The sequence below is a fragment of the Naumannella halotolerans genome (assembly GCF_004364645.1).
In the GTDB taxonomy this organism is placed as follows: Bacteria; Actinomycetota; Actinomycetes; order Propionibacteriales; family Propionibacteriaceae; genus Naumannella; species Naumannella halotolerans.
On sequence record NZ_SOAW01000001.1, the window covers coordinates 1468248 to 1486641 of the forward strand.

The following is an 18394-nucleotide window of genomic DNA, read 5'->3' on the forward strand; positions in this document are numbered from 1 at the left end:
GGAGTTTCGGGGTCGATCTGGGTTCTGGGGCCACTGCAGCGGTGTTGGGGAGTCCCATGCTCCGGCGTCGGGGTTGCGGGTCGGGTGAGAGTCTCGGTGCGCGTTGGTGAACGGATTGGTTCCGCGGCTTGAGCTCGGGACACCGCTGGCGTGGCTCCAGTTGGCCGAATTGAGAGTTTCTGAGGCGGATTCGGGTTCTGGAGCCACTGCAGCGGTGTCAGGGTGCGGCAGACCCGGAGGACTCGCGACCCCCAGGGCCTCAAGACGACTCCAGACCTCAAGGGCACCAAGTCTCAAACGACTCAAGGGCCCCAAGTCTCAAGACGACTCAAGGGCTCCCAGACTCAAGACGACTCAAGCACTCCAAGGCAGCAGGACTCCAAGGCCCAAGGCTCAGGCGTTGTGCTGGTCTCGCCAGGCCACCCATTCGGCGAGCCCGTCGAGGTCATGATCCGGGCCGCCGACACCGACGGTGAACAGTCGGGCACCGGCGCCGTGCAGGGCATCGGCCGTGTCGTCGGGCAGGCCGATCGGGTGGCCGTCGCGGCCGCGGCCGTTGACGCCGACCGACACCTCGATCTCGGCGAGATCGCGCCCGACGGCGGCACAGGGTCCGCCAGACCGACCGGAGGCTAGGCCGTACCCCCGGCGACCAGCAGACCGCCGTCCACGTCGAGCACCTGACCGGTCACCCAGGCCGCATCGTCGGAGGCCAGGAAGGCCACCGGGCCGGCGATGTCGGCCGGCTCCCCCAGCCGCTTCAGCGGATAGGCCGCCGACACCTGCTCCTCCCTGCCCTCGTACAGCTTCTTCGCGAAGTCGGTCTTGACCACGGCCGGCGCCACCGCGTTCACCCGCACGTTGGGCCCCAGTTCGACCGCCAGGGTCCTGGTCAGGTGATCGATCGCCGCCTTGGAGATGCCGTACATACCGATCCCCGGGCTGGGCACACTGGAACTGACCGAGGAGATGTTCACGATCGCACCGTGCTCGGCGAACCCGAGCCGGGCATCGGCCACCACCTGCTGGCTCCAGGCCAAGGTGCCCAACAGGTTGATCTCGAGGATCTTCGCCGCCGCGACCGGGTCCAGTTCGGCCACCGGACCGAACACCGGGTTGCTTCCTGCGTTGTTGACCAGCACGTCGAGCCGTCCGAAACGCTCGGCGATCGCGTCGAGGACCGCTGCTCGGTGAGCCGGGTCCTGGCTCTTGCCGGCCACCGTCAGTACCGCCTCGGGGGAGAATTCCCGGGCGGCGGCGGCCAGACTGTCCTCACTGCGGCCGGTGATGCAGACCCGCGCCCCCTCCGCGGCCAGCCGGGAGGCAATCCCCAGGCCGATTCCCCTGCTGCCACCGGTGACCAGTGCGACCCTGCCGTCGAAACGCTGCATTGCGTACTCCTCTGCTTGAACTCGAAAGGCAGCTTAGCGTTCGTTCAGTGGCGGCCGACGGCAGGCCCGACATCGGGTGATCCGACCCTGACCGGGTACGTGGGGTAGAATGGCCGCCGACGGCCCGAACAGCCGTACCCTCCTGCGCACCGCGTTCGCCCGCGACGACAGCTTGTGGCGATGCAGGTGACCGCCCTGACGGGGCCGGTCCGGCGTTGTGCCGGGAGGCGTATCCCAGGATCGCCGCTGTGCGATCCAGAGCACTGAGGCACACATCCTGAACACCGAGAACACAGACAATTCCATCGCGGTTTCCGCCCCGGACGACACCCTCGAGACGCTCGGTACCACCGAGCCCGTCGAGGCACCGGTGGCCGATGCCGCCGTCGCGGTCGAGCCGACCGGTGAGACCGTCACCGTGACCACCGATGAGGCCAAGGCGATCAGCTTCGCCGACCTCGGCGTCCACCCCGACATCGTGGCCGCCCTGGAACAGGTGGGCATCAGTTCACCGTTCCCGATCCAGCAGATGTCGATCCCGATCGCCACCGCCGGCACCGACATGATCGGCCAGGCCCGGACCGGTACGGGTAAGACGCTCGCCTTCGGCATCAGCCTGTTGCAGCGGATCGGCCTCGGTGCCGACGCCCCGACAGACAAGGCCGCCGGCAAGCCGCAGGCACTGGTCATCTGCCCCACCCGCGAGCTGGCCAGCCAGGTCGCCAAGGATCTGCAGACCGCCTCCACCATCCGCAAGGCACGGATCCTCACCGTCTACGGCGGTGTCGGGTACGAGCCGCAGCTGGATGCGTTGAAGTCGGGTGTGGACGTCGTCGTGGGTACGCCCGGACGGCTGCTCGACCTGGCCAACCAGCGCGCCCTCGACCTCAGCCACGTGAAGGTGGCCGTCCTCGACGAGGCCGACGAGATGCTCGACCTGGGCTTCCTGCCCGATGTGGAGAAGCTGCTGGCGAAGACCCCGACACTGCGGCAGACACTGCTGTTCTCGGCCACCATGCCGAGCCAGATCGTCACCTTGGCCCGCCGTCATCTGCGCCAGCCGATGAACATCCGGGCAGAAAGCGCGAGCGAGAACCAGACCATCCCGGCCACCTCCCAGTTCGTCTACCAGGCACACGACCTGGACAAGCCGGAGGTGGTGGCCCGGATCCTGCAGGCCAAGGACCGCGACCGGGCGATCATCTTCTGCCGCACCAAGCGGGCCGCCCAGCGGCTCACCGACGATCTGGACGAGCGTGGCTTCTCGGTCGCCCCGATCCATGGTGACTTGACCCAGGTCGCCCGGGAGAAGGCGTTGAAGAAGTTCCGCGAGGGTTCGGTCGACGTGATGGTGGCCACCGATGTGGCCGCCCGTGGCATCGACGTCACCGGGGTCACCCACGTGATCAACTACGAATGCCCCGATGACGACAAGACCTATGTCCACCGGATCGGCCGTACCGGACGTGCGGGCAAGTCCGGGGTGGCGGTCACCTTCGTCGACTGGCCCGATGTCGCCCGGTGGAAGATGATCAACAAGACCCTGGGTCTGCCCTACGACACCCCGGTCGAGACCTACTCCACCTCGGCGCATCTGTTCAGCGACCTAAAGATCCCCGAGGGGACCAAGGGTCGGTTGAAGCCGGCCAAGCCGGTGGAGCGCAAGCCCCGCGAGGAGGGCCGCGAACGGCCCCGTTCGGAGCGCCCGCGTCGCGATCGCAACCGCCGCCGGACCCACAACGGGGAGCCGGTCGCCGAGGATTCGGCCAAGTCGACCGACACCGCGCCGAAGACGGACCAGCGCCACTCCGACGGGGACGCCGCGAAGACCGGCGAGGCACCGAGCCGCCGTCGGCGTCGTCGTCGGCGCGGTGGTCGCGGTGGCGACGGTGGCGAACAGTCCGCACCGACCCAGGCGAACAGCAACGCCTGACCGATCACCGGCTGCCCACCCGGGCAGCTGATCGAACTCGACAGCCCGGTCCTCGACCGGGCTGTCGTCGTCTCCGGGCGGGTGATCGCTGCGAGCGGAAGTCGATCAGTAGAACCAGGTCTCGGTGCGGTGCCGCGGACGGTCCCGGTAGCGCTGGTCAGCTCCTCTGTTCCACAACAGGTAGTCGAGATCGGCAGCGGTGGCACGTCCGCCGAGCCGATCGACCATCAGCTCGCAGGCATGGATCGCCACCGCCCGCAGCTCCACCTCGGCGCGTGACCCGGCGGGGAGCAGCTGCCCCGACGCGATCTGCTCGGTGAGCTCGGCGTCGTACTCCAGCACCCCATCGGTGTGCAGGACATGGGGTACGAGGTTGTCGGCGAAGATCGTCAACCGATCAAGATCATCGAAATGCCCCAGTTCGTGGTCGGGCAGTGCGAGCGCAAGATCGACCGCGGTCAGCTGGGCCCGCTTGAAGAAGCTCACGCGCCGGCCGTCGACGGTGGCGACGTCGTCGAACATCGGCATCTGTACCAGCACCTGCACCAGTCGGCCCGCCTGCCCATCGGCGGCCCGTACCAGCAGTTCCGGATCGCCGGAGAAGTCACTGACCAGCAAGCTGCCGAGCTGATTCAGCGCCGTGCCGAACAGTTGCATCAGGTCGGCCACCTGCGGGTTGCCTGACTGGCCGAAGATCGCACCCACCCGATCGACCTCCACTCCCGCCAGCTCCGCCGCGGTCGGTGGATTCTGCACGAACCAGTCCCGCAGGGACTCGGCGACGGTGAGATAGCCCGAGCGACCGGGCCGTTTGCGGAATCGGGGGAACCACCCGGACCCGAAGTTGACCGCATCCAGGCAGAGCACCGCCAAGACGGTGCTCGAGGGATCGCCGCGGTAATGGTGTTCGGCATCGAAGACCGGGACCGCCTCGGCCCCCAGCTCGAGGCGATCGGTGTAGTCGGCGAGGGCTTCGGGGTCGATCCGCACATGACGGGCCCGCTGTGCCGCAGCAGCGCATTCGTCACCGACGCGCGCCAACAGGTCCGGGCCGGGTTCGCTGGGGGTGGGCACGCTCCAAGGCTGCCACGGGAGCGGACCCACGGTGCAGTCAGGCTCGTCTTCTCCTGGACCGGCTGGGACCGATCCGCCCCGGGGCCTGCCGTTGATCTGCGCGGAGTTGTAGCGTGCTGTCCCATGGATGACATCGTGGTCACTTCCGAGGAACTCTCGATCGACGCCGGGCCGACCGATCCTCCGCTGCTGGAGGAGACGATCGGCGACAACCTCGCCCGTACCATCGCCCGATCCGCAGACCGTGACGCGCTGGTCGAGTCCTTCACCGGCCGGCGCTGGACCTGGGCGGAGTTCGGTGCGGAGGTCGACCGTACCGCCCGGGCTCTGTTGGCACTCGGTATCGGCACCGGTGACCGGGTCGGGATCTGGTCGCCGAATCGTGCCGAATGGGTGCTGGTGCAGTATGCGACCGCCAGGATCGGCGTCGTGCTGGTGAACATCAACCCTGCGTACCGGACCCACGAACTGTCCTATGCGCTCAACCAGTCCGGCTGTGTCGCCGTGATCGCCTCCGACGCGTTCCGGACCAGCGACTATCCGGCCATGATCGAATCGGTACGCGGTGAACTGCCGGATCTTCGGCATGTGGTGATCATGGAGCCCGTGTCCTGGTCGGCCTTCCTCGCCGGTGCCGACGCCGTCGACCCGGCGAGGTACAACGGATCGGCGAAGGGCTGTCACCGAACGACCCGATCAACATCCAGTACACCTCCGGCACCACCGGTTACCCCAAGGGCGCCACGCTCAGCCACCGGAACATCTTGAACAACGGGTTCTTCGTCACCGACCGGATCGGTATCACCGAGAACGACAAGATCGTCATCGCTCCCCCGTTCTACCACTGCTTCGGCATGGTGATGGCGAATCTGGGCTGCACCTCCCACGGCGCGACCATGATCATTCCTGCTCCCGCCTTCGACCCTGCCGCGAGCTTGCAGTCGGTGCAGGACGAACGCGCGACCGCCCTGTACGGAGTGCCGACGATGTTCATCGCCGAGCTCGGTCTGGAGAACTTCGCCGAGTACGACCTGGCCAGCCTGCGCACCGGGATCATGGCCGGCTCCCCGTGTCCGGTCGAGGTGATGCGGCAGGTGATGGACCGGATGCACATGTCTGAGGTGTCGATCGCCTACGGGATGACCGAGACCTCCCCGGTCAGCACCCAGACCCTGCGCGACGACGATGTCGAGCGGCGTACCGCCACGGTCGGCCGGGTGCACCCGCATGTGCAGATCAAAGTGGTGGATCCGGTGACCGGGCAGGTGCTTCCACGCGGTCAGGTCGGTGAGTTCTGCACCCGCGGGTACTCGGTGATGCTCGGTTACTGGCAGGACCCGGAGAAGACCGCCGAAGCCGTCGACGCCGAGGGCTGGATGCACACCGGGGACCTGGCGGTGATGCGACCGGACGGGTACGTGACGATCAACGGGCGGATCAAGGACCTGGTGATCCGTGGCGGGGAGAACATCTATCCCCGCGAGATCGAGGAGTTCCTCTACGCCCATCCGAAGATCGCCGATGTGCAGGTCGTCGGCGTCCCGGACGAGAAGTACGGCGAGGAGCTGTGCGCCTTCGTCCGGCTGCGCAGTGGCGAGAGCTCGCTGAGTGCCGAGGAAGTTGCGCAGTTCTGCGCCGGCAAGCTGGCCCGGTTCAAGATCCCGCGCTACGTCCTGCTTGCCGAGGAGTTCCCGATGACGGTCACCGGCAAGATCCGGAAGGTCGAGATGCGGGCTGACGCCGCCCGGGAACTCGGTCTGGGCTGAGGACGAGTTCGCGGGCTGCGGTCCCGGGCGAGACCGGCCGCTGGCGGCATCGGCCGGTGTGATCACGGTCGCGCTGCAGTCGACGCACTCTTGGCCCGAGCTTTCGCCTGGCCTGACTTTCGCCGCCCTGCATCGCTTCTCTGCGCCATCTTCCCTCGGTGTCCGCACCTTTTCGCACGCTTTCGGACAACCGGTTGACCAATTGTCTGGCGGGTTCTTATGCTCAGGACACGGGCGGTGGCGAACCGGCCCGCATCCTCACGACGAAGTGGACCCTGCATGACACCCGATCCCTGCACCGACGCACGATCACAGCACCCACCCGCCGCCTGGTCCGGCGATCATGCCGATCATGCCGGCGGTACTCAGGCAGCCGATTCACCCCACACCGACCGCGGCCCCGCCCCGCCTGTGCTGCGTCGAACCCACTGACCCGCGCGGCAGGATCGACGCTCTCATCCGTCGCCCCACGCAGCCACCAACCGTGGCGATCCCGAATCAAGGAGATGATCATGACCGAGAACACCACCACCGACAGCAAGTCCCTGACCCCCCTGTACGGCAAGCAGGTCGAGCTCGACCCGAGCATCAGCGTCGCGGTCGCCGGAGCCGCAGGCAAGATGGGCACCCGCGTCTCGAACAACCTCAACCTGACCGATGCCCCGGTCTACTACGTCGAGGCCTCCGAGCCCGGCCGGGAACGGCTGGCCGACCTCGGACGCGAGGTGACCGACCTCGACGAAGCCGCCCGGAATGCCGATGTGGTGATCCTGGCCGTACCCGATGTGGTGCTGGGCAAGGTCTCGGCGCAGGTCGTACCGCTGATGAAGGACGGCTCGCTCCTGCTCACCCTCGACCCGGCAGCCGCCTATGCCGGCCTGCTGACCGAACGTACCGGCGTCCACCAGGCCTGTGCACACCCCGCACATCCGTCGATCTTTCTCGAGCGCACCACCCCCGAGGAATGGGCCGACACCTTCGGCGGGATCGCCGCCCCGCAGGAGGTGGTGGCCGCCTACGAGGGAGGCGACGAGTCCGTGCGCGAACGCGCCACCAAGGTGATCCGGGCGATCTATGCGCCCGTGATCGATGTCCACTGGGTCACCGTGAAGCAACTCGCGCAACTGGAACCGACCCTGGTCGAGACCACCGGCTGCATGATCGGGCAGTTCCTGAAGGACTCGATGGATCACGCGATCAACGAGGTGGGGATCCCGGAGAAGGCCGTCCAGGCGCTGTTCTACGGTCACATCTTCATCGCCTTGACCAATGCGCTGCGGGGCTCGAACCCATTCTCCGACGCCTGCCTCAGGGCGATGGACTTCGGCCGCGAGCACATCATCAGCCCGGACTGGAAGTCGGTCTGGGACGACGCGGAGCTGGACGTCGTCCTGGCCAAGATGCTGGACCTGGACAAGATCGAGCGCTGACCGCCCCTCCCGCTCGACCCTCCTCCACCACCGGTCCGCCGAACGCCGACCGGCTGCTGCCTCATGCCCGAAACCTGCCCCGGAAGCGCCATGACCACCTCACCATCCTTCGCCCCTGCGGCGAAGTCCACCATCCGCAAGATCTCCATCCGCTTGGTCCCCTTCGTCGCCCTGATGTTCTTCATCAACTATCTCGACCGCACCGCGATCGGGTTCGCCGCCCCGAACGGCATGAACGACGACCTCGCCCTGAGCGCCGCCCAGTACGGGTTCGCCTCCGGGGTCTTCTTCATCGGATACATCCTGTTGGAGGTCCCTTCCAACCTGGCCCTGCACCGCTTCGGCGCTCGCATCTGGTTGGCCAGGATCATGATCACCTGGGGGATCGTCGCCGTCCTGTTCACCTGGGTGCAGAACTTCCCGCAGTTGGTCGTGCTCCGGTTCCTGCTCGGCGTCGCCGAAGCCGGCTTCTTCCCCGGCGCGATCCTCTTCCTCAGCATGTGGGTGCCCGCCGCCTACCGTGGCCGGATCCTGATGCTGTTCTATCTCGCGCAGCCACTGACCACCGTCATCGGCGCACCGCTGGCCGGTCTGCTGATCCAACAGCACGGCCTCTTCTTCGGCCTGGAGGGCTGGCGGTTCATGTTCTTCGGGGTCGGCCTGCCCGCGATCATCGTCGGCATCCTGGCCCTGGTCTACCTGAAGGACAAGCCGGCCGATGCGAAATGGCTGAACGAGGAGGAGAAGCAGTGGCTGACCGGGGCGCTGCAGGCCGAGGAAGCGGCCAAGAGCCAGGGCACAGGACACGTACCTGCGCGTTTCGCCTTCCGCAGCGGCCGGGTCTGGGTGCTGTCGTTGATCTACTTCGGCTTCATCTACGGCCTCTACGCATTGGCGTTCTTCCTGCCGACGATCATCGAGGGATTCCAGTCCCAGACCGGACAGACCTTCGGCGTGGTGGAGAAGGGATTGATCACTGCGATCCCCTACCTGCCGGCAGCCGTCGTGATGTACCTGTGGTCACGAGATGCCGGACGACGCGGTCTGCGTACCTGGCACATCGCCGTCCCGGCCGCAGTCGGTGGGGTCTCGATCCCGCTGGCCCTGTTCGCCGGCTCACCGGCATTGACGATCACCGTGATCACGATCACCGCCTGTGCGATCTTCGCCGCCCTGCCGAACTTCTGGACCTTGCCGACCAAGTTCCTCACCGGCGCCGCCGCAGCCGCCGGTGTGGCGTTGATCAACACCGTCGGCAACCTCGGCGGCTTCAGCGCCCCGTACCTCACCGGTGCGCTCTTCGACCTGACCGGCGGCTACCGGGTGCCGATGTTCGTCGTCGGCTTCTTCATGCTGTTGTCGGCGGTGTTGATGGTGCTGCTCGCCCGTACCGAACGGGATTCGGTACCCGACACGGCCGAAGCCGACAGCCCCCGATGATCATCGACTGACCGGTTCCCTGCGCGCCGATCACCGGCGACGGATCGCCCGGCCCCACGCACTCGGATCGAAGGGCGCGGGGCCGGGCTGCATCGATATGGGCGAGGTCGCGTTCAGCCCTCGCTGACCTCACTGCGATCGGCCGACCAGAGCGTGTGGAAGCTTCCCTCGTCGTCGATCCTTCGGTAGGTGTGCGCGCCGAAGAAGTCACGCTGTAGCTGGGTCAGCGCAGCGGGCAACCGCGGTGAGCGCAGCGCGTCGTAGTAGGCCAGGGAGGTGGACAGGGCCGGGGTGGGTACGCCGGAGTAGACCGCCGTCGCGACCACGCGGCGCCAGCCCTGTTGTGCCTTGGTCAATGCCTCGCTGAAGACCGGTGCCTCCAACAGGGTGATCAGGTCGGGATGCTCGACATAGGCCGCGGTGATCTGGTCCAGGAAGCCGGCCCGGATGATGCACCCGGCACGCCAGATCCGGGCGATCTCACCGAGGTTGATGTCCCAGCCGTACTTCTTCGCCCCGGCGACGATCTCGTCGAATCCCTGGGCATAGGCGATGATCTTGGCCGCATAGAGCGAGTCCCGAACCTCGTTGATGAACACATGCGGGTCCTCGATCCATACCGATCGTTCGGGTCCGGGCAGTTTCTGTCCCACCGCCCGGCGTTCGGGATCCGACGACAGCGAACGGGCGAACACCGCTTCGGCGATGCCGGAGACCGGTACGCCCAGGTCGAGCGCGTTCTGCACCGTCCAACTCCCGGTGCCCTTGGCGCCGGCGGCATCGAGCACCTTGTCGATCAGCGGTTCGTCGCCACCGCGCGGATCGGTCTGCCTCAACACCTCGGCGGTGATCTCGATCAGGTAGGAGTTCAGGTCACCGGTGTTCCACTCGGCGAAGACCTCGGCGATCTTGGCCGGCTCGTACCCCAGCACCCGGCGGAGCAGATCGTAGGCCTCGCCGATCAGCTGCATGTCGGCGTACTCGATGCCGTTGTGCACCATCTTCACGAAGTGACCGGCCCCATCGGTGCCGACATGGGTGACACAGGGACTGTCGTCCTCACCGGCGCGGGCGGCGATGGTCTCCAGGATCGGCCCCAGTGTCCGGTAACCCTCGGCACTGCCACCGGGCATCAGTGAGGGTCCCTTGAGAGCTCCCTCCTCGCCACCGGAGATGCCGCAACCGACGAATACGAAGCCCTTCTCCCGCAACTCGGCCTCGCGCCGGATGGTGTCGTGGAAGTCGGCATTGCCGCCGTCGACGATGATGTCACCGGGTTCGAAGACCTCGGTCAGTTCGTTGATCACCGCATCGGTCGGTGCGCCGGCCTTGACCATGATCACCGCGGTTCGGGGCCTGGCCAGCGAGGCGGCGAAATCGGCCATGGTCTCGGCCACCACGAACCCGGCCTCGGGATGTTCCTCGGCGACCCGGTGGGCCTTCGCGGTGGTCCGGTTGTGGATGGCCACGGTGTTGCCCTCGCGGGAGGCCAGGTTCCGGGCCAGGTTCGACCCCATCACGGCCATCCCGGTGACACCGATGTTGGCGACTCCCGAGCCCGGCGTTGGCTGCTCCGACATAGTTTCCCTCTCGACACAGACGTGGAACTCGACCCTACTTCGTCTGCCCGGCACACCGCAGGGCCGACCGGTCTCCGACCATCGCGCGGGTGGCTGCGCCAGGGCTACGTCCCACTCGGCGCCACCAGCTCAGCGCCGTGGTCCGACCGCACCGTGGAGCCGGTCCCTCGACACCTCGGCCACGATCTCGGCGACGGTACGGACCGGGCCGCGCTGCATCCGATCGGGACGGGACAGCAGGCTGATCACCCGTCCGGTGCGCACACCCCGCAACGGCAGCAACACCAGACCCGGGGTCGGTCTGGTGGAGAAGCGCGGCAGCAGCCCGATCCCCTGCCCGGCCACCACCAGCGATTCGACCAGTCGGTTGTCCCGCAGCCGCTGCACCACCTCGAAGGGCGCGCCGGCTCGACGCTCGATGGCGGTGCGCAGGTCGTCGAACGGGTAGCCGTGGGGCACGCCGATCCACCGTTCCCCGCGAAGATCGACCGGGCTGACCTGAGTGGCGCCGGCCAATCGGTGGTTCTCGGCGACGGCGATGTCCAGGGGTTCGCGGAACAGATCGGTCTGCACCAAGCCGGACCAGCTCGGGTCGGGATCACCCATCCGATGCCCGATCACCAGATCATGATCACGGGCCAGCTCGGCGTACCCCGCCTCGTCCACGTCGTGATCAGTGATCTCCAGTCGTACCCCGGAGTCGCCCAACCGCTGGAGTGCGCTCGGGACGACCACCACCCCGGCGCTGGGCAGCACTGCCAGCCGGACGGTTCCGCCGACGACCTGGCGGTACTGCGACCAGACACGTTCGGCCCGTGCGAGTTCGGTGGCCACATCGGCTCCGAGGCCGGCCAGCAGCTGCCCGGCCTCGGTGAGCCGGATCCCTCGGCCGTGACGTCGGACCAGCTTCTCCCCAAGTTCGGATTCGGCGGCTCGCAGTTGCTGGGAGATCGCCGACGGGGAGACGAACAGCGCGTCGGCGGTGGCGCCCACCGAACCGTGATCGGCGAGTTCGCGCAGCAGCAACAGATGCCGGGTCTCCATGGCCCTCCTGACTTTGTTAAGCAGAGCTTCACTGTACTGAAGATGTTTTCACTTGTGCTCATGCCACGGGTGGGTCTTGACTGCCGCTGTGAGCAACCTCCACCGTCTGCTCGGTGTCGGCGTCGCCGTGCTGTGGGGCATCAACTTCCTTGCCCTGCACGCCTCCTTGCAGCAGTTCCCGCCTTTTCTGCTGGTGGCCATCCGGTTCGCCGTACTGGCCATTCCGACGATCCTGTTCATCCCTTTCCCGCAGGCACGGCTCCGTTGGCTGATCGGGTACGGCATCGGCTTCGGCACCTTGCAGTTCGCCTTCCTCTTCCTGGCCATGGACACCGGGATGCCGACCGGTCTGGCCTCGCTGATCCTGCAGTCCTCGGCGCCGTTCACCGTGCTCCTGGGGGCCACCTGGCTGAAGGAGAAGCTCAACCGCAATCAGGTGATCGGCATCTGCACCGCGGTCGGCGGGCTGGCTCTGGTCGGTACGCAACAAGCCGGTACGGCAGCCATGATCCCGTTCCTGCTGACCCTGTGCGCGGGGCTCGGCTGGGCCTTCGGCAATCTCTGCAGCCGGCAGGCTCATCCGCCGAACCCTGTGCACCTGACCCTGTGGATCTCGGTCGTACCGCCGCTGCCGATGCTGGCCCTGTCCTTGCTGCTGGAGGGCCCGGGCAGGATCGCCGACAGTTTCACCACCCTGGCCACACCGGTCGGCATCTGGGCCCTGATCGGACTGGCCTACACCGTCGTCCTCGGCACGGTCGTCGGTACGGGGGCCTGGACCTGGCTGATGAGCCGATATCCGGCCAGCCGGGTGGCGCCCTTCTCGATGCTGGTGCCGGTCGTCGGTCTCAGCAGCGCCTGGCTGGTGCTCGGCGAGACCGTCAACTGGATCGAACTCCTGGGTGGCGCGGTGATCGTCGCCGGTGTCCTGTTCGGCTCCCGGGCCGGCCGGGGACCTACCTCGGCCGAGCGACCGGCGGTCGCGCCACCAATCTCTTCGGGACCTGTGGCGACCTGAATCGCGGTTCTGGTCACCATAACTTCCGACAATTTGCGGGTGGAGGTCAGGACAGCAGGCGCTCGTACATCGCGGGGTCGGTGGTGAAACAGCCGAGTTCGTGATCGAGCTTGCCTGCACCGTGGTAGTCGCTGGAGCCGGTGGCGATGATCTGCAGTTCCTCGGTCAGCGCCCGGAGTTCCCGCCGGGTCTGCAGGTCATGATCGTGGTGGTCGACCTCCAGGCCGTCCAGTCGGTGTTCTGCCACCAGCGCCGCCAGGACCTCCGGCGGCAGCACTTCACGACTCGACCGCGACCAGGGATGGGCGATCACCGCCTTGCCCCCGGCAGCGTGAACCAGGTCGATCGCGGCCGGCAGTTCGGTGGTGTAGCGCTCCACATGGGCCGGTCCGCCGTCATGCAGCCAGCGGTCGAAGGCCTCGGTCCGGTCGCCCACCAGACCGGCCTCGACCAGGGCATCGGCGATGTGCGGCCGACCGATCGAGGAGGCATCACCGGCTTGTGCCTCCACCTGCTCCCGGCTGATCTGCATCCCCAGACCCGACAACCGTTCGAGCACCGGCCCCACCCGGTCCTCGCGACCGACTCGGATGCGCTGGAGTTCGGCATTCAGCGCCGGATCCTCGGTGTCCATCCCGTAGGCCAACAGGTGCACCGATGCGCCGTGCAGGTGGGTCGACATCTCCATCCCCGGCAGCAGGGTGATGCCGCTACGTTTGGCAGCAGCCGCCGCCTCCGCCAGGCCGTCGAAGGAGTCGTGATCGGTGAGTGCGATCACCGCCAGGCCGGCATCGACGGCCTTGTCCATCAGTTCGCTCGGGCTGTCGGTCCCGTCACTGACCGAGGAATGGGTGTGCAGATCGATCCGCCGACGATCCACCCGCCGGGAATCACCCGCGTCCCTGCCGCCCCCAGCAGTACCTACCCCACTCATGACCTGCCCTCCGTCTACTCGCTGCGGGCCAGTGACCGCACCACCCGCAACCCGACCGACAGGCAGGCCAGCTCGGCCGGCCCGTCGCAGATCGCCGCGATCGTGGAGATGTCCTCGACCAGGTCGTCTCCCTGCGCAGCGACCCACTGCTCGACGGCCTTACGCGGATCGTCGTGGTCACCACAACGCAGCGCGGCCATCGTCAGCCGGGCGTGCAACTGATGCAGATCGTCGCGCAGCGCGCCGCGGGCCAGGGTCGACCAACGATCGTCGCGAGGCAGCTCGTCGATCCGGGATCCGAGCAGATCCAGCTGCAACCGCTGTCCCAGCGCGAAGTAGGCCGCGGCCACCTCGGTCGCCGAGCGTTCCGACTGCTGGGCGACCTGGGCGATACCGAGTGCGTGGTAGACCAGCTCGGCCCGGGCCACTGCCGCGGCGAGTTCGTCGGGAAGGCCGTCGGCGATCAACCCCTGCAGCCGGTTGCGGTAGTGCGCTGCCTCGCGGCCGGTGAGCAGCTCGGGCAGTTCCTCGGCGATCGCCTTCACGTCACGGCCGTAGCGATCGATGGTCTCGGCGATGTCGATCGGAGTCCGCAGGTTGTTCAGGATCCACCGGGTGCCGCGTTCGACCAGCACCCGCAGCCCGGTCCGGGCCCGTCCCTGCAACTGCGCCGGAACCTTGTTGTCCAGGTGCCGCAGACGGGTCTCGTGCAGACCGACGTCGAAGATCGACCGCGCGGCCAGCTGTGCCCGGACAACATCGGAGGCCTTCGCCTCGGTCTCGGTGGACAACCGGTGGTAGACCGAGATCCCGGAGGAATCGACGAACCTGTTGACCGCGATCGTGGTGATGATCTCGCGGGCCAATCGATGCTCGGGCATCCGATCGGCATAGAGTTCGCGCAGCTTCTTCGGGAAGTACTGGATCAGCCGGTCCGCCAGGTACGGATCGTCGGGAAGATCGGAGGCGGCCAGTTCCTCGGCCAGGACGATCTTGGTCCAGGCCAGCAAGGTGGCCAGCTCCGGTGCGGACAGTCCCTCCCCGGCGGCTTGCCGCCGTGCCATCTCCTTGCTGCTGGGAAGGGTTTCCAGTGCCCGATCGATCCGTCCCGAGCGCTCCAGTCGGCGGATCCAGTCCTCGTGCACCGCGACCATGCTGGGGGCCTGGATCTCGGCATTGGCCAAGGCCAGGTTCTGGTCGTAGTTGTGTGCCAGCACCAGTTCGGCGACCTCATCGGTCATCGAGGCCAGCAGTGCGCGGCGGTCGGGTTCGCTCAACCGACCGGCAGCGACCTCACCGGCGAGCAGGATCTTGATGTTGACCTCATGGTCGGAGGTGTCGACACCGGCGGAGTTGTCGATGAAGTCGGTGTTGATCCGCCCGCCGGACCTGGCGTACTCGATCCGCCCTGCCTGGGTCAGCCCGAGATTGCCTCCCTCGCCGACGACCCGTGCCCGGAGTTGATCACCGTTGACCCGAAGTTGATCATTGGTCCGGTCCCCGACCACGGCATCGGTCTCGGTACTGGCCTTGACATAGGTCCCGATACCGCCGTTCCACAGCAGGTCGACCGGTGCGGTCAGGATCGCACTGATCAACTCATTCGGCGTCAGGGCCCGCACCGTCTCCTCGATCCCGAGCGCCGCACGCATCGGCTCGGTGATGTCGATCGACTTGGCGCTGCGAGCGAAGACCCCGCCGCCTTCGCTGATCAGGCTCCGGTCGTAGTCGGCCCAACTCGAACGGGGAAGGTCGAACATCCGGCGCCGTTCGGCGAAACTCGTCGCCGGGTCGGGATCGGGATCGATGAAGATGTCGCGGTGGTCGAAGGCCGCGACCAGCTTCGTGTGTTCGCTGAGCAACATCCCGTTGCCGAAGACGTCACCGGACATGTCACCGATACCGACCGCGGTGAAGTCCTCGGTCTGACAATCGATGCCCAGCTCGCGAAAGTGCCGCCGGACCGACTCCCAGGCTCCGCGGGCGGTGATACCCATGCCCTTGTGGTCGTAGCCGACCGACCCGCCGGAGGCGAAGGCATCGCCGAGCCAGAACCCACGGCGTACCGCGATCTCGTTGGCGACATCGGAGAAGGTGGCGGTCCCCTTGTCCGCGGCGACGACCAGGTACGGATCGTCGCCGTCGTGACGCACCAGGTCCGGCGGCGCCACGACTTCACCGTCGACGATGTTGTCGGTCACGTCCAGCAGGCTGTTGATGAAGATCCGGTAGGCCTCCTTGCCGGCCTCCACCCAGGCACCGCGATCGGTCGCCGGGTTCGGCAACTGCTTGGCGTAGAAGCCGCCCTTGGCACCGACCGGCACGATCACGGTGTTCTTCACCATCTGCGCCTTCACCAGACCGAGCACCTCGGTCCGGAAGTCCTCGGCCCGATCCGACCAGCGCAGACCGCCGCGGGCGATCGCACCGAAGCGCAGGTGCACACCCTCGACCTGCGGGGAACAGACGAAGACCTCGAAGGCCGGCCGCGGTTCGGGCAGCAGGTCCAGATCGGTCGGCCGGAGTTTCAGCGCTACCGCCCGGGCATCGGGCTGGAAGGCATTGGTCCGGATCGTTGCCATGATCACCGACAACAGGGCCCGGATGATCCGGTCCTGGTCGAGGCTGGTGACGGTGTCCAGGCCGTCCAGGATCCGCTGCCGGACCTCGCGCACCGCCGCGTCCCGGTCCCCGGTCAGCGCCGGATCGAAACGCGCCCGGAACAGGGCCACCAGGTCCTCGGTCAATGCCGGCTGGGAGAGCAGGGTCCGTGCGATGTAGGTCTGGCTGAACCCGGCACTGGCCTGCTGCAGGTAACGCGACAGAGCCCGCAACCAGCTGACCTCCACCCAGTCGAGCGAGGTCGAGGTGATCAACCCGTTCAGCCGTCCCGACTCCGAGCGTCCGCTGTAGCTGGCGGCGAAGGCATCGGTGAACCGACGCCTTCCCCCGGCATCCCAGGCCGGACCGGCGGCGGCCTCCCGGCCGCCGGGTACGGCCAGCCCGAACTCGTAGATGGTCGACTTCTCGTCCTCGGCGCCACGCAGGGTGTAGGGGTACTCGTCGAGCACCTCGACGCCGAGGTTGGACAGGTGCGGCATCACCTGGGACAAGACGATGGAGCGCCCCCGGCGGAACACCTTCAACCGCAGATCCGCCTCATCGGTGGGCGAACTCGGCAGGAACAGTGCCAATGCCATGTCCTCGTCCTGGGCCTGCAGATCGGCCAGTGCGGTCAGATCGCTGACGGCCTGGATCGCGTCGAAGTCCTCCTTGTAGCCCTCGGGCAGGACCGCCGCGAGTCCGGCCAGCCGCTCCCCGTCCTCCTGCACGGCCAGTTCGTCGACCAGTGCGTCGTCCCAGGAGCGGGTGGCCGCGGTGAGTTCCTCCTCCAGTGCCTCGACGTCGATCGGCCCGATCGGCCGGCCCGGCGCCATCCGCACCACGAAGTGCAGCCGGGCCAGGACCGATTCGCCGACCATCGCCCGGAAGTCGATCGACTCCCCTCCCAGGCTGTGCAGCAGTTGCTCCTGCATCCGGTTCCGGGTCTGGGTGTTGTACCGGTCGCGCGGGAGGTAGACCAGGAAGGAGATGAACCGTCCGTAGTCGTCGGCCCGGCTGAACATGCTGACCCGGCGGCGCTCCTTCAGCCGGGAGATCCGTTCGGCCACCGGCGCCAGGTCCTCGGCCCGGGTCTGGAACAGCTCGTCTCGGGGATAGCTGTCCAGTACGGCACGGATCGCCATCGCTCCGTGGCTGCCGGGTTCGAAACCACTCGCCTCGATGATCGCCGCGACCTTCTCCCGGAGCAACGGGATGTGCGTCACCGAGTCGGCATAGGCCGCGGCGGCGAACAAGCCGAGGAACCGGCGTTCCCCCACCACTCGGCCGTGGTCGTCGAAGCGTCGGATACCGATGTAGTCCTGGTGAACCGCACGATGCACCGACGCCACCTCGTCGTCCTTGGTGATCACCAGCAGGTCCGGATCGCCGTCGGCCGGCGGCTTGGCCGCGAAACGATCCGCGGCGGCCGCATCCTCGCGCAGGATGCCGTACCCGGTCTGCGGTACGGGGCTGTAGCTGCCCTCGGCATCGACGGTGTAGTCGCGGCAGCCGAGGAAGGTGAAGTGGTCGTCGGCCAGGTAGTCCAGCAACTGGATCGCCTGTTGGCGCTGATCGGCCCGAGGCCCCTCACTGCCCTGCTCGACGAGCTCGGCCATGGTCTCGGCGACCCGCTCGCCCATCGCCGGCCAGTCCGAGACCACCACGTCGACATCGGCCAAGACCTTCGCCAAACCGTCCCGCAACCGCGCGATCAGCTCGGCCAGCGGCTCGGTGGTGGAGGGACGGCGCACCTCCAGGTGCATCCAGGACTCGCCGATCACACCCTCGTCCCCTGCCGCCTCCTGGTGGCTGACCACTCGTTCGAGACGTCCGTCGGCCGAGCGGGTGACCAGGAACTGGGGGTGGAAGATCTCCCTGATCGACCATCCCTGGTCGAGGATCTCCATGGTGACGGAGTCGACCAGGAAGGGTTTGTCGTCGGTGATCACCTGCACCGCGATGGTGCCGGTGACCTCGTCGGTCGCCGATTCGATCGCGATCACCGACTCGCCGATCCGGCGTTGCATCGCCAGTGCGTAGTGGTCGGCGACCAGTTCGAGCAGTTCGTCCACCTCGCGTCCGGTGACATCGGCCGGATCGACATGGCGGAAGTAGTGACCGACGAACTCCCCGACCCTTGCGGGATCGGCTCCCATGGTCGCGGCACGCTCAGCACCGGC

The 18394-nt window shown here is 67.3% G+C and carries 13 protein-coding genes; 6 read left to right on the forward strand and 7 right to left on the reverse strand.

Going from position 1 to position 18394, the window contains the following annotated elements:
• Window positions 1–393: 393 nt before the first annotated feature.
• Window positions 394–573: a hypothetical protein gene (locus tag CLV29_RS06730; RefSeq protein ID WP_133754187.1), complete on the reverse strand. Its 180-nt coding sequence runs from the start codon at window positions 571–573 to the stop codon at window positions 394–396.
• A 59-nt stretch (window positions 574–632) separates the two neighbouring features.
• Entirely contained in the window at window positions 633–1391 is a 759-nt protein-coding gene (locus tag CLV29_RS06735) for an SDR family oxidoreductase (protein WP_133754188.1), read from the reverse strand.
• A 277-nt stretch (window positions 1392–1668) separates the two neighbouring features.
• On the opposite strand from CLV29_RS06735, the gene CLV29_RS06740 reads away from it, so the two are divergent.
• Window positions 1669–3324, forward strand: coding sequence for a DEAD/DEAH box helicase (locus CLV29_RS06740; protein ID WP_481819216.1), 1656 nt, complete (start codon window positions 1669–1671; stop codon window positions 3322–3324).
• A gap of 105 nt (window positions 3325–3429) precedes the next feature.
• Here the strand turns inward: CLV29_RS06740 and CLV29_RS06745 are convergent, their stop codons facing one another.
• Entirely contained in the window at window positions 3430–4398 is a 969-nt protein-coding gene (locus CLV29_RS06745; protein ID WP_208292789.1) for a queuosine salvage family protein, read from the reverse strand.
• 123 nt (window positions 4399–4521) lie between these two features.
• Between CLV29_RS06745 and CLV29_RS16985 the strand changes: the two genes are divergently transcribed.
• The 4 genes from CLV29_RS16985 (at window position 4522) to CLV29_RS06760 (ending at window position 9034) form a co-directional block, all read left to right on the forward strand.
• On the forward strand, window positions 4522–5166 hold the full coding sequence (locus CLV29_RS16985) for an AMP-binding protein (RefSeq protein WP_279586457.1): 645 nt from the start codon (window positions 4522–4524) through the stop codon (window positions 5164–5166).
• Complete coding sequence (locus tag CLV29_RS16990; protein ID WP_279586480.1) at window positions 5100–6164, forward strand: AMP-binding protein; 1065 nt, start codon at window positions 5100–5102, stop codon at window positions 6162–6164. The genes CLV29_RS16985 and CLV29_RS16990 overlap by 67 nt, the downstream gene beginning before the upstream one ends.
• A 512-nt stretch (window positions 6165–6676) precedes the next feature.
• A complete protein-coding gene (locus CLV29_RS06755) occupies window positions 6677–7594 on the forward strand; it encodes a phosphogluconate dehydrogenase C-terminal domain-containing protein (protein WP_133754189.1) in 918 nt (305 codons plus the stop codon).
• Window positions 7595–7684: 90 nt separating this feature from the next.
• Window positions 7685–9034, forward strand: coding sequence for an MFS transporter (locus CLV29_RS06760; protein WP_133754190.1), 1350 nt, complete (start codon window positions 7685–7687; stop codon window positions 9032–9034).
• Between the two features lie 113 nt (window positions 9035–9147).
• On the opposite strand, the gene gndA is transcribed toward CLV29_RS06760, so the two are convergent.
• Window positions 9148–10614 carry an NADP-dependent phosphogluconate dehydrogenase gene (gndA, locus tag CLV29_RS06765; RefSeq protein WP_133754191.1) on the reverse strand — a complete coding sequence of 489 codons (1467 nt, stop codon included), beginning with the start codon at window positions 10612–10614 and terminating at the stop codon, window positions 9148–9150.
• A gap of 129 nt (window positions 10615–10743) precedes the next feature.
• The gene (locus CLV29_RS06770; RefSeq protein WP_133754192.1) at window positions 10744–11658 is read right to left on the reverse strand and encodes a LysR family transcriptional regulator; all 915 of its coding nucleotides are present in this window, start codon (window positions 11656–11658) and stop codon (window positions 10744–10746) included.
• A gap of 88 nt (window positions 11659–11746) precedes the next feature.
• On the opposite strand from CLV29_RS06770, the gene CLV29_RS06775 reads away from it, so the two are divergent.
• Window positions 11747–12676, forward strand: a complete 930-nt coding sequence (locus tag CLV29_RS06775; RefSeq protein ID WP_133754193.1) for an EamA family transporter — start codon at window positions 11747–11749, stop codon at window positions 12674–12676.
• 46 nt (window positions 12677–12722) lie between these two features.
• On the opposite strand, the gene CLV29_RS06780 is transcribed toward CLV29_RS06775, so the two are convergent.
• Entirely contained in the window at window positions 12723–13610 is an 888-nt protein-coding gene (locus CLV29_RS06780) for a PHP domain-containing protein (protein WP_133754194.1), read from the reverse strand.
• A gap of 14 nt (window positions 13611–13624) precedes the next feature.
• Window positions 13625–18370 carry an NAD-glutamate dehydrogenase gene (locus CLV29_RS06785; protein ID WP_133754195.1) on the reverse strand — a complete coding sequence of 1582 codons (4746 nt, stop codon included), beginning with the start codon at window positions 18368–18370 and terminating at the stop codon, window positions 13625–13627.
• Between the last annotated feature and the right edge of the window lie 24 nt (window positions 18371–18394).

Coding starts and splice junctions, on each gene's coding strand:
- gndA (WP_133754191.1), bottom strand. CDS start 10,614: ATGTCGGAGCAGCCAACGCCGGGCTCGGGAGTCGCCAACATCGGTGTC.
- CLV29_RS06760 (WP_133754190.1), top strand. CDS start 7,685: ATGACCACCTCACCATCCTTCGCCCCTGCGGCGAAGTCCACCATCCGC.
- CLV29_RS06780 (WP_133754194.1), bottom strand. CDS start 13,610: ATGAGTGGGGTAGGTACTGCTGGGGGCGGCAGGGACGCGGGTGATTCC.
- CLV29_RS06785 (WP_133754195.1), bottom strand. CDS start 18,370: ATGGGAGCCGATCCCGCAAGGGTCGGGGAGTTCGTCGGTCACTACTTC.
- CLV29_RS06770 (WP_133754192.1), bottom strand. CDS start 11,658: ATGGAGACCCGGCATCTGTTGCTGCTGCGCGAACTCGCCGATCACGGT.
- CLV29_RS16985 (WP_279586457.1), top strand. CDS start 4,522: ATGGATGACATCGTGGTCACTTCCGAGGAACTCTCGATCGACGCCGGG.
- CLV29_RS06735 (WP_133754188.1), bottom strand. CDS start 1,391: ATGCAGCGTTTCGACGGCAGGGTCGCACTGGTCACCGGTGGCAGCAGG.
- CLV29_RS06755 (WP_133754189.1), top strand. CDS start 6,677: ATGACCGAGAACACCACCACCGACAGCAAGTCCCTGACCCCCCTGTAC.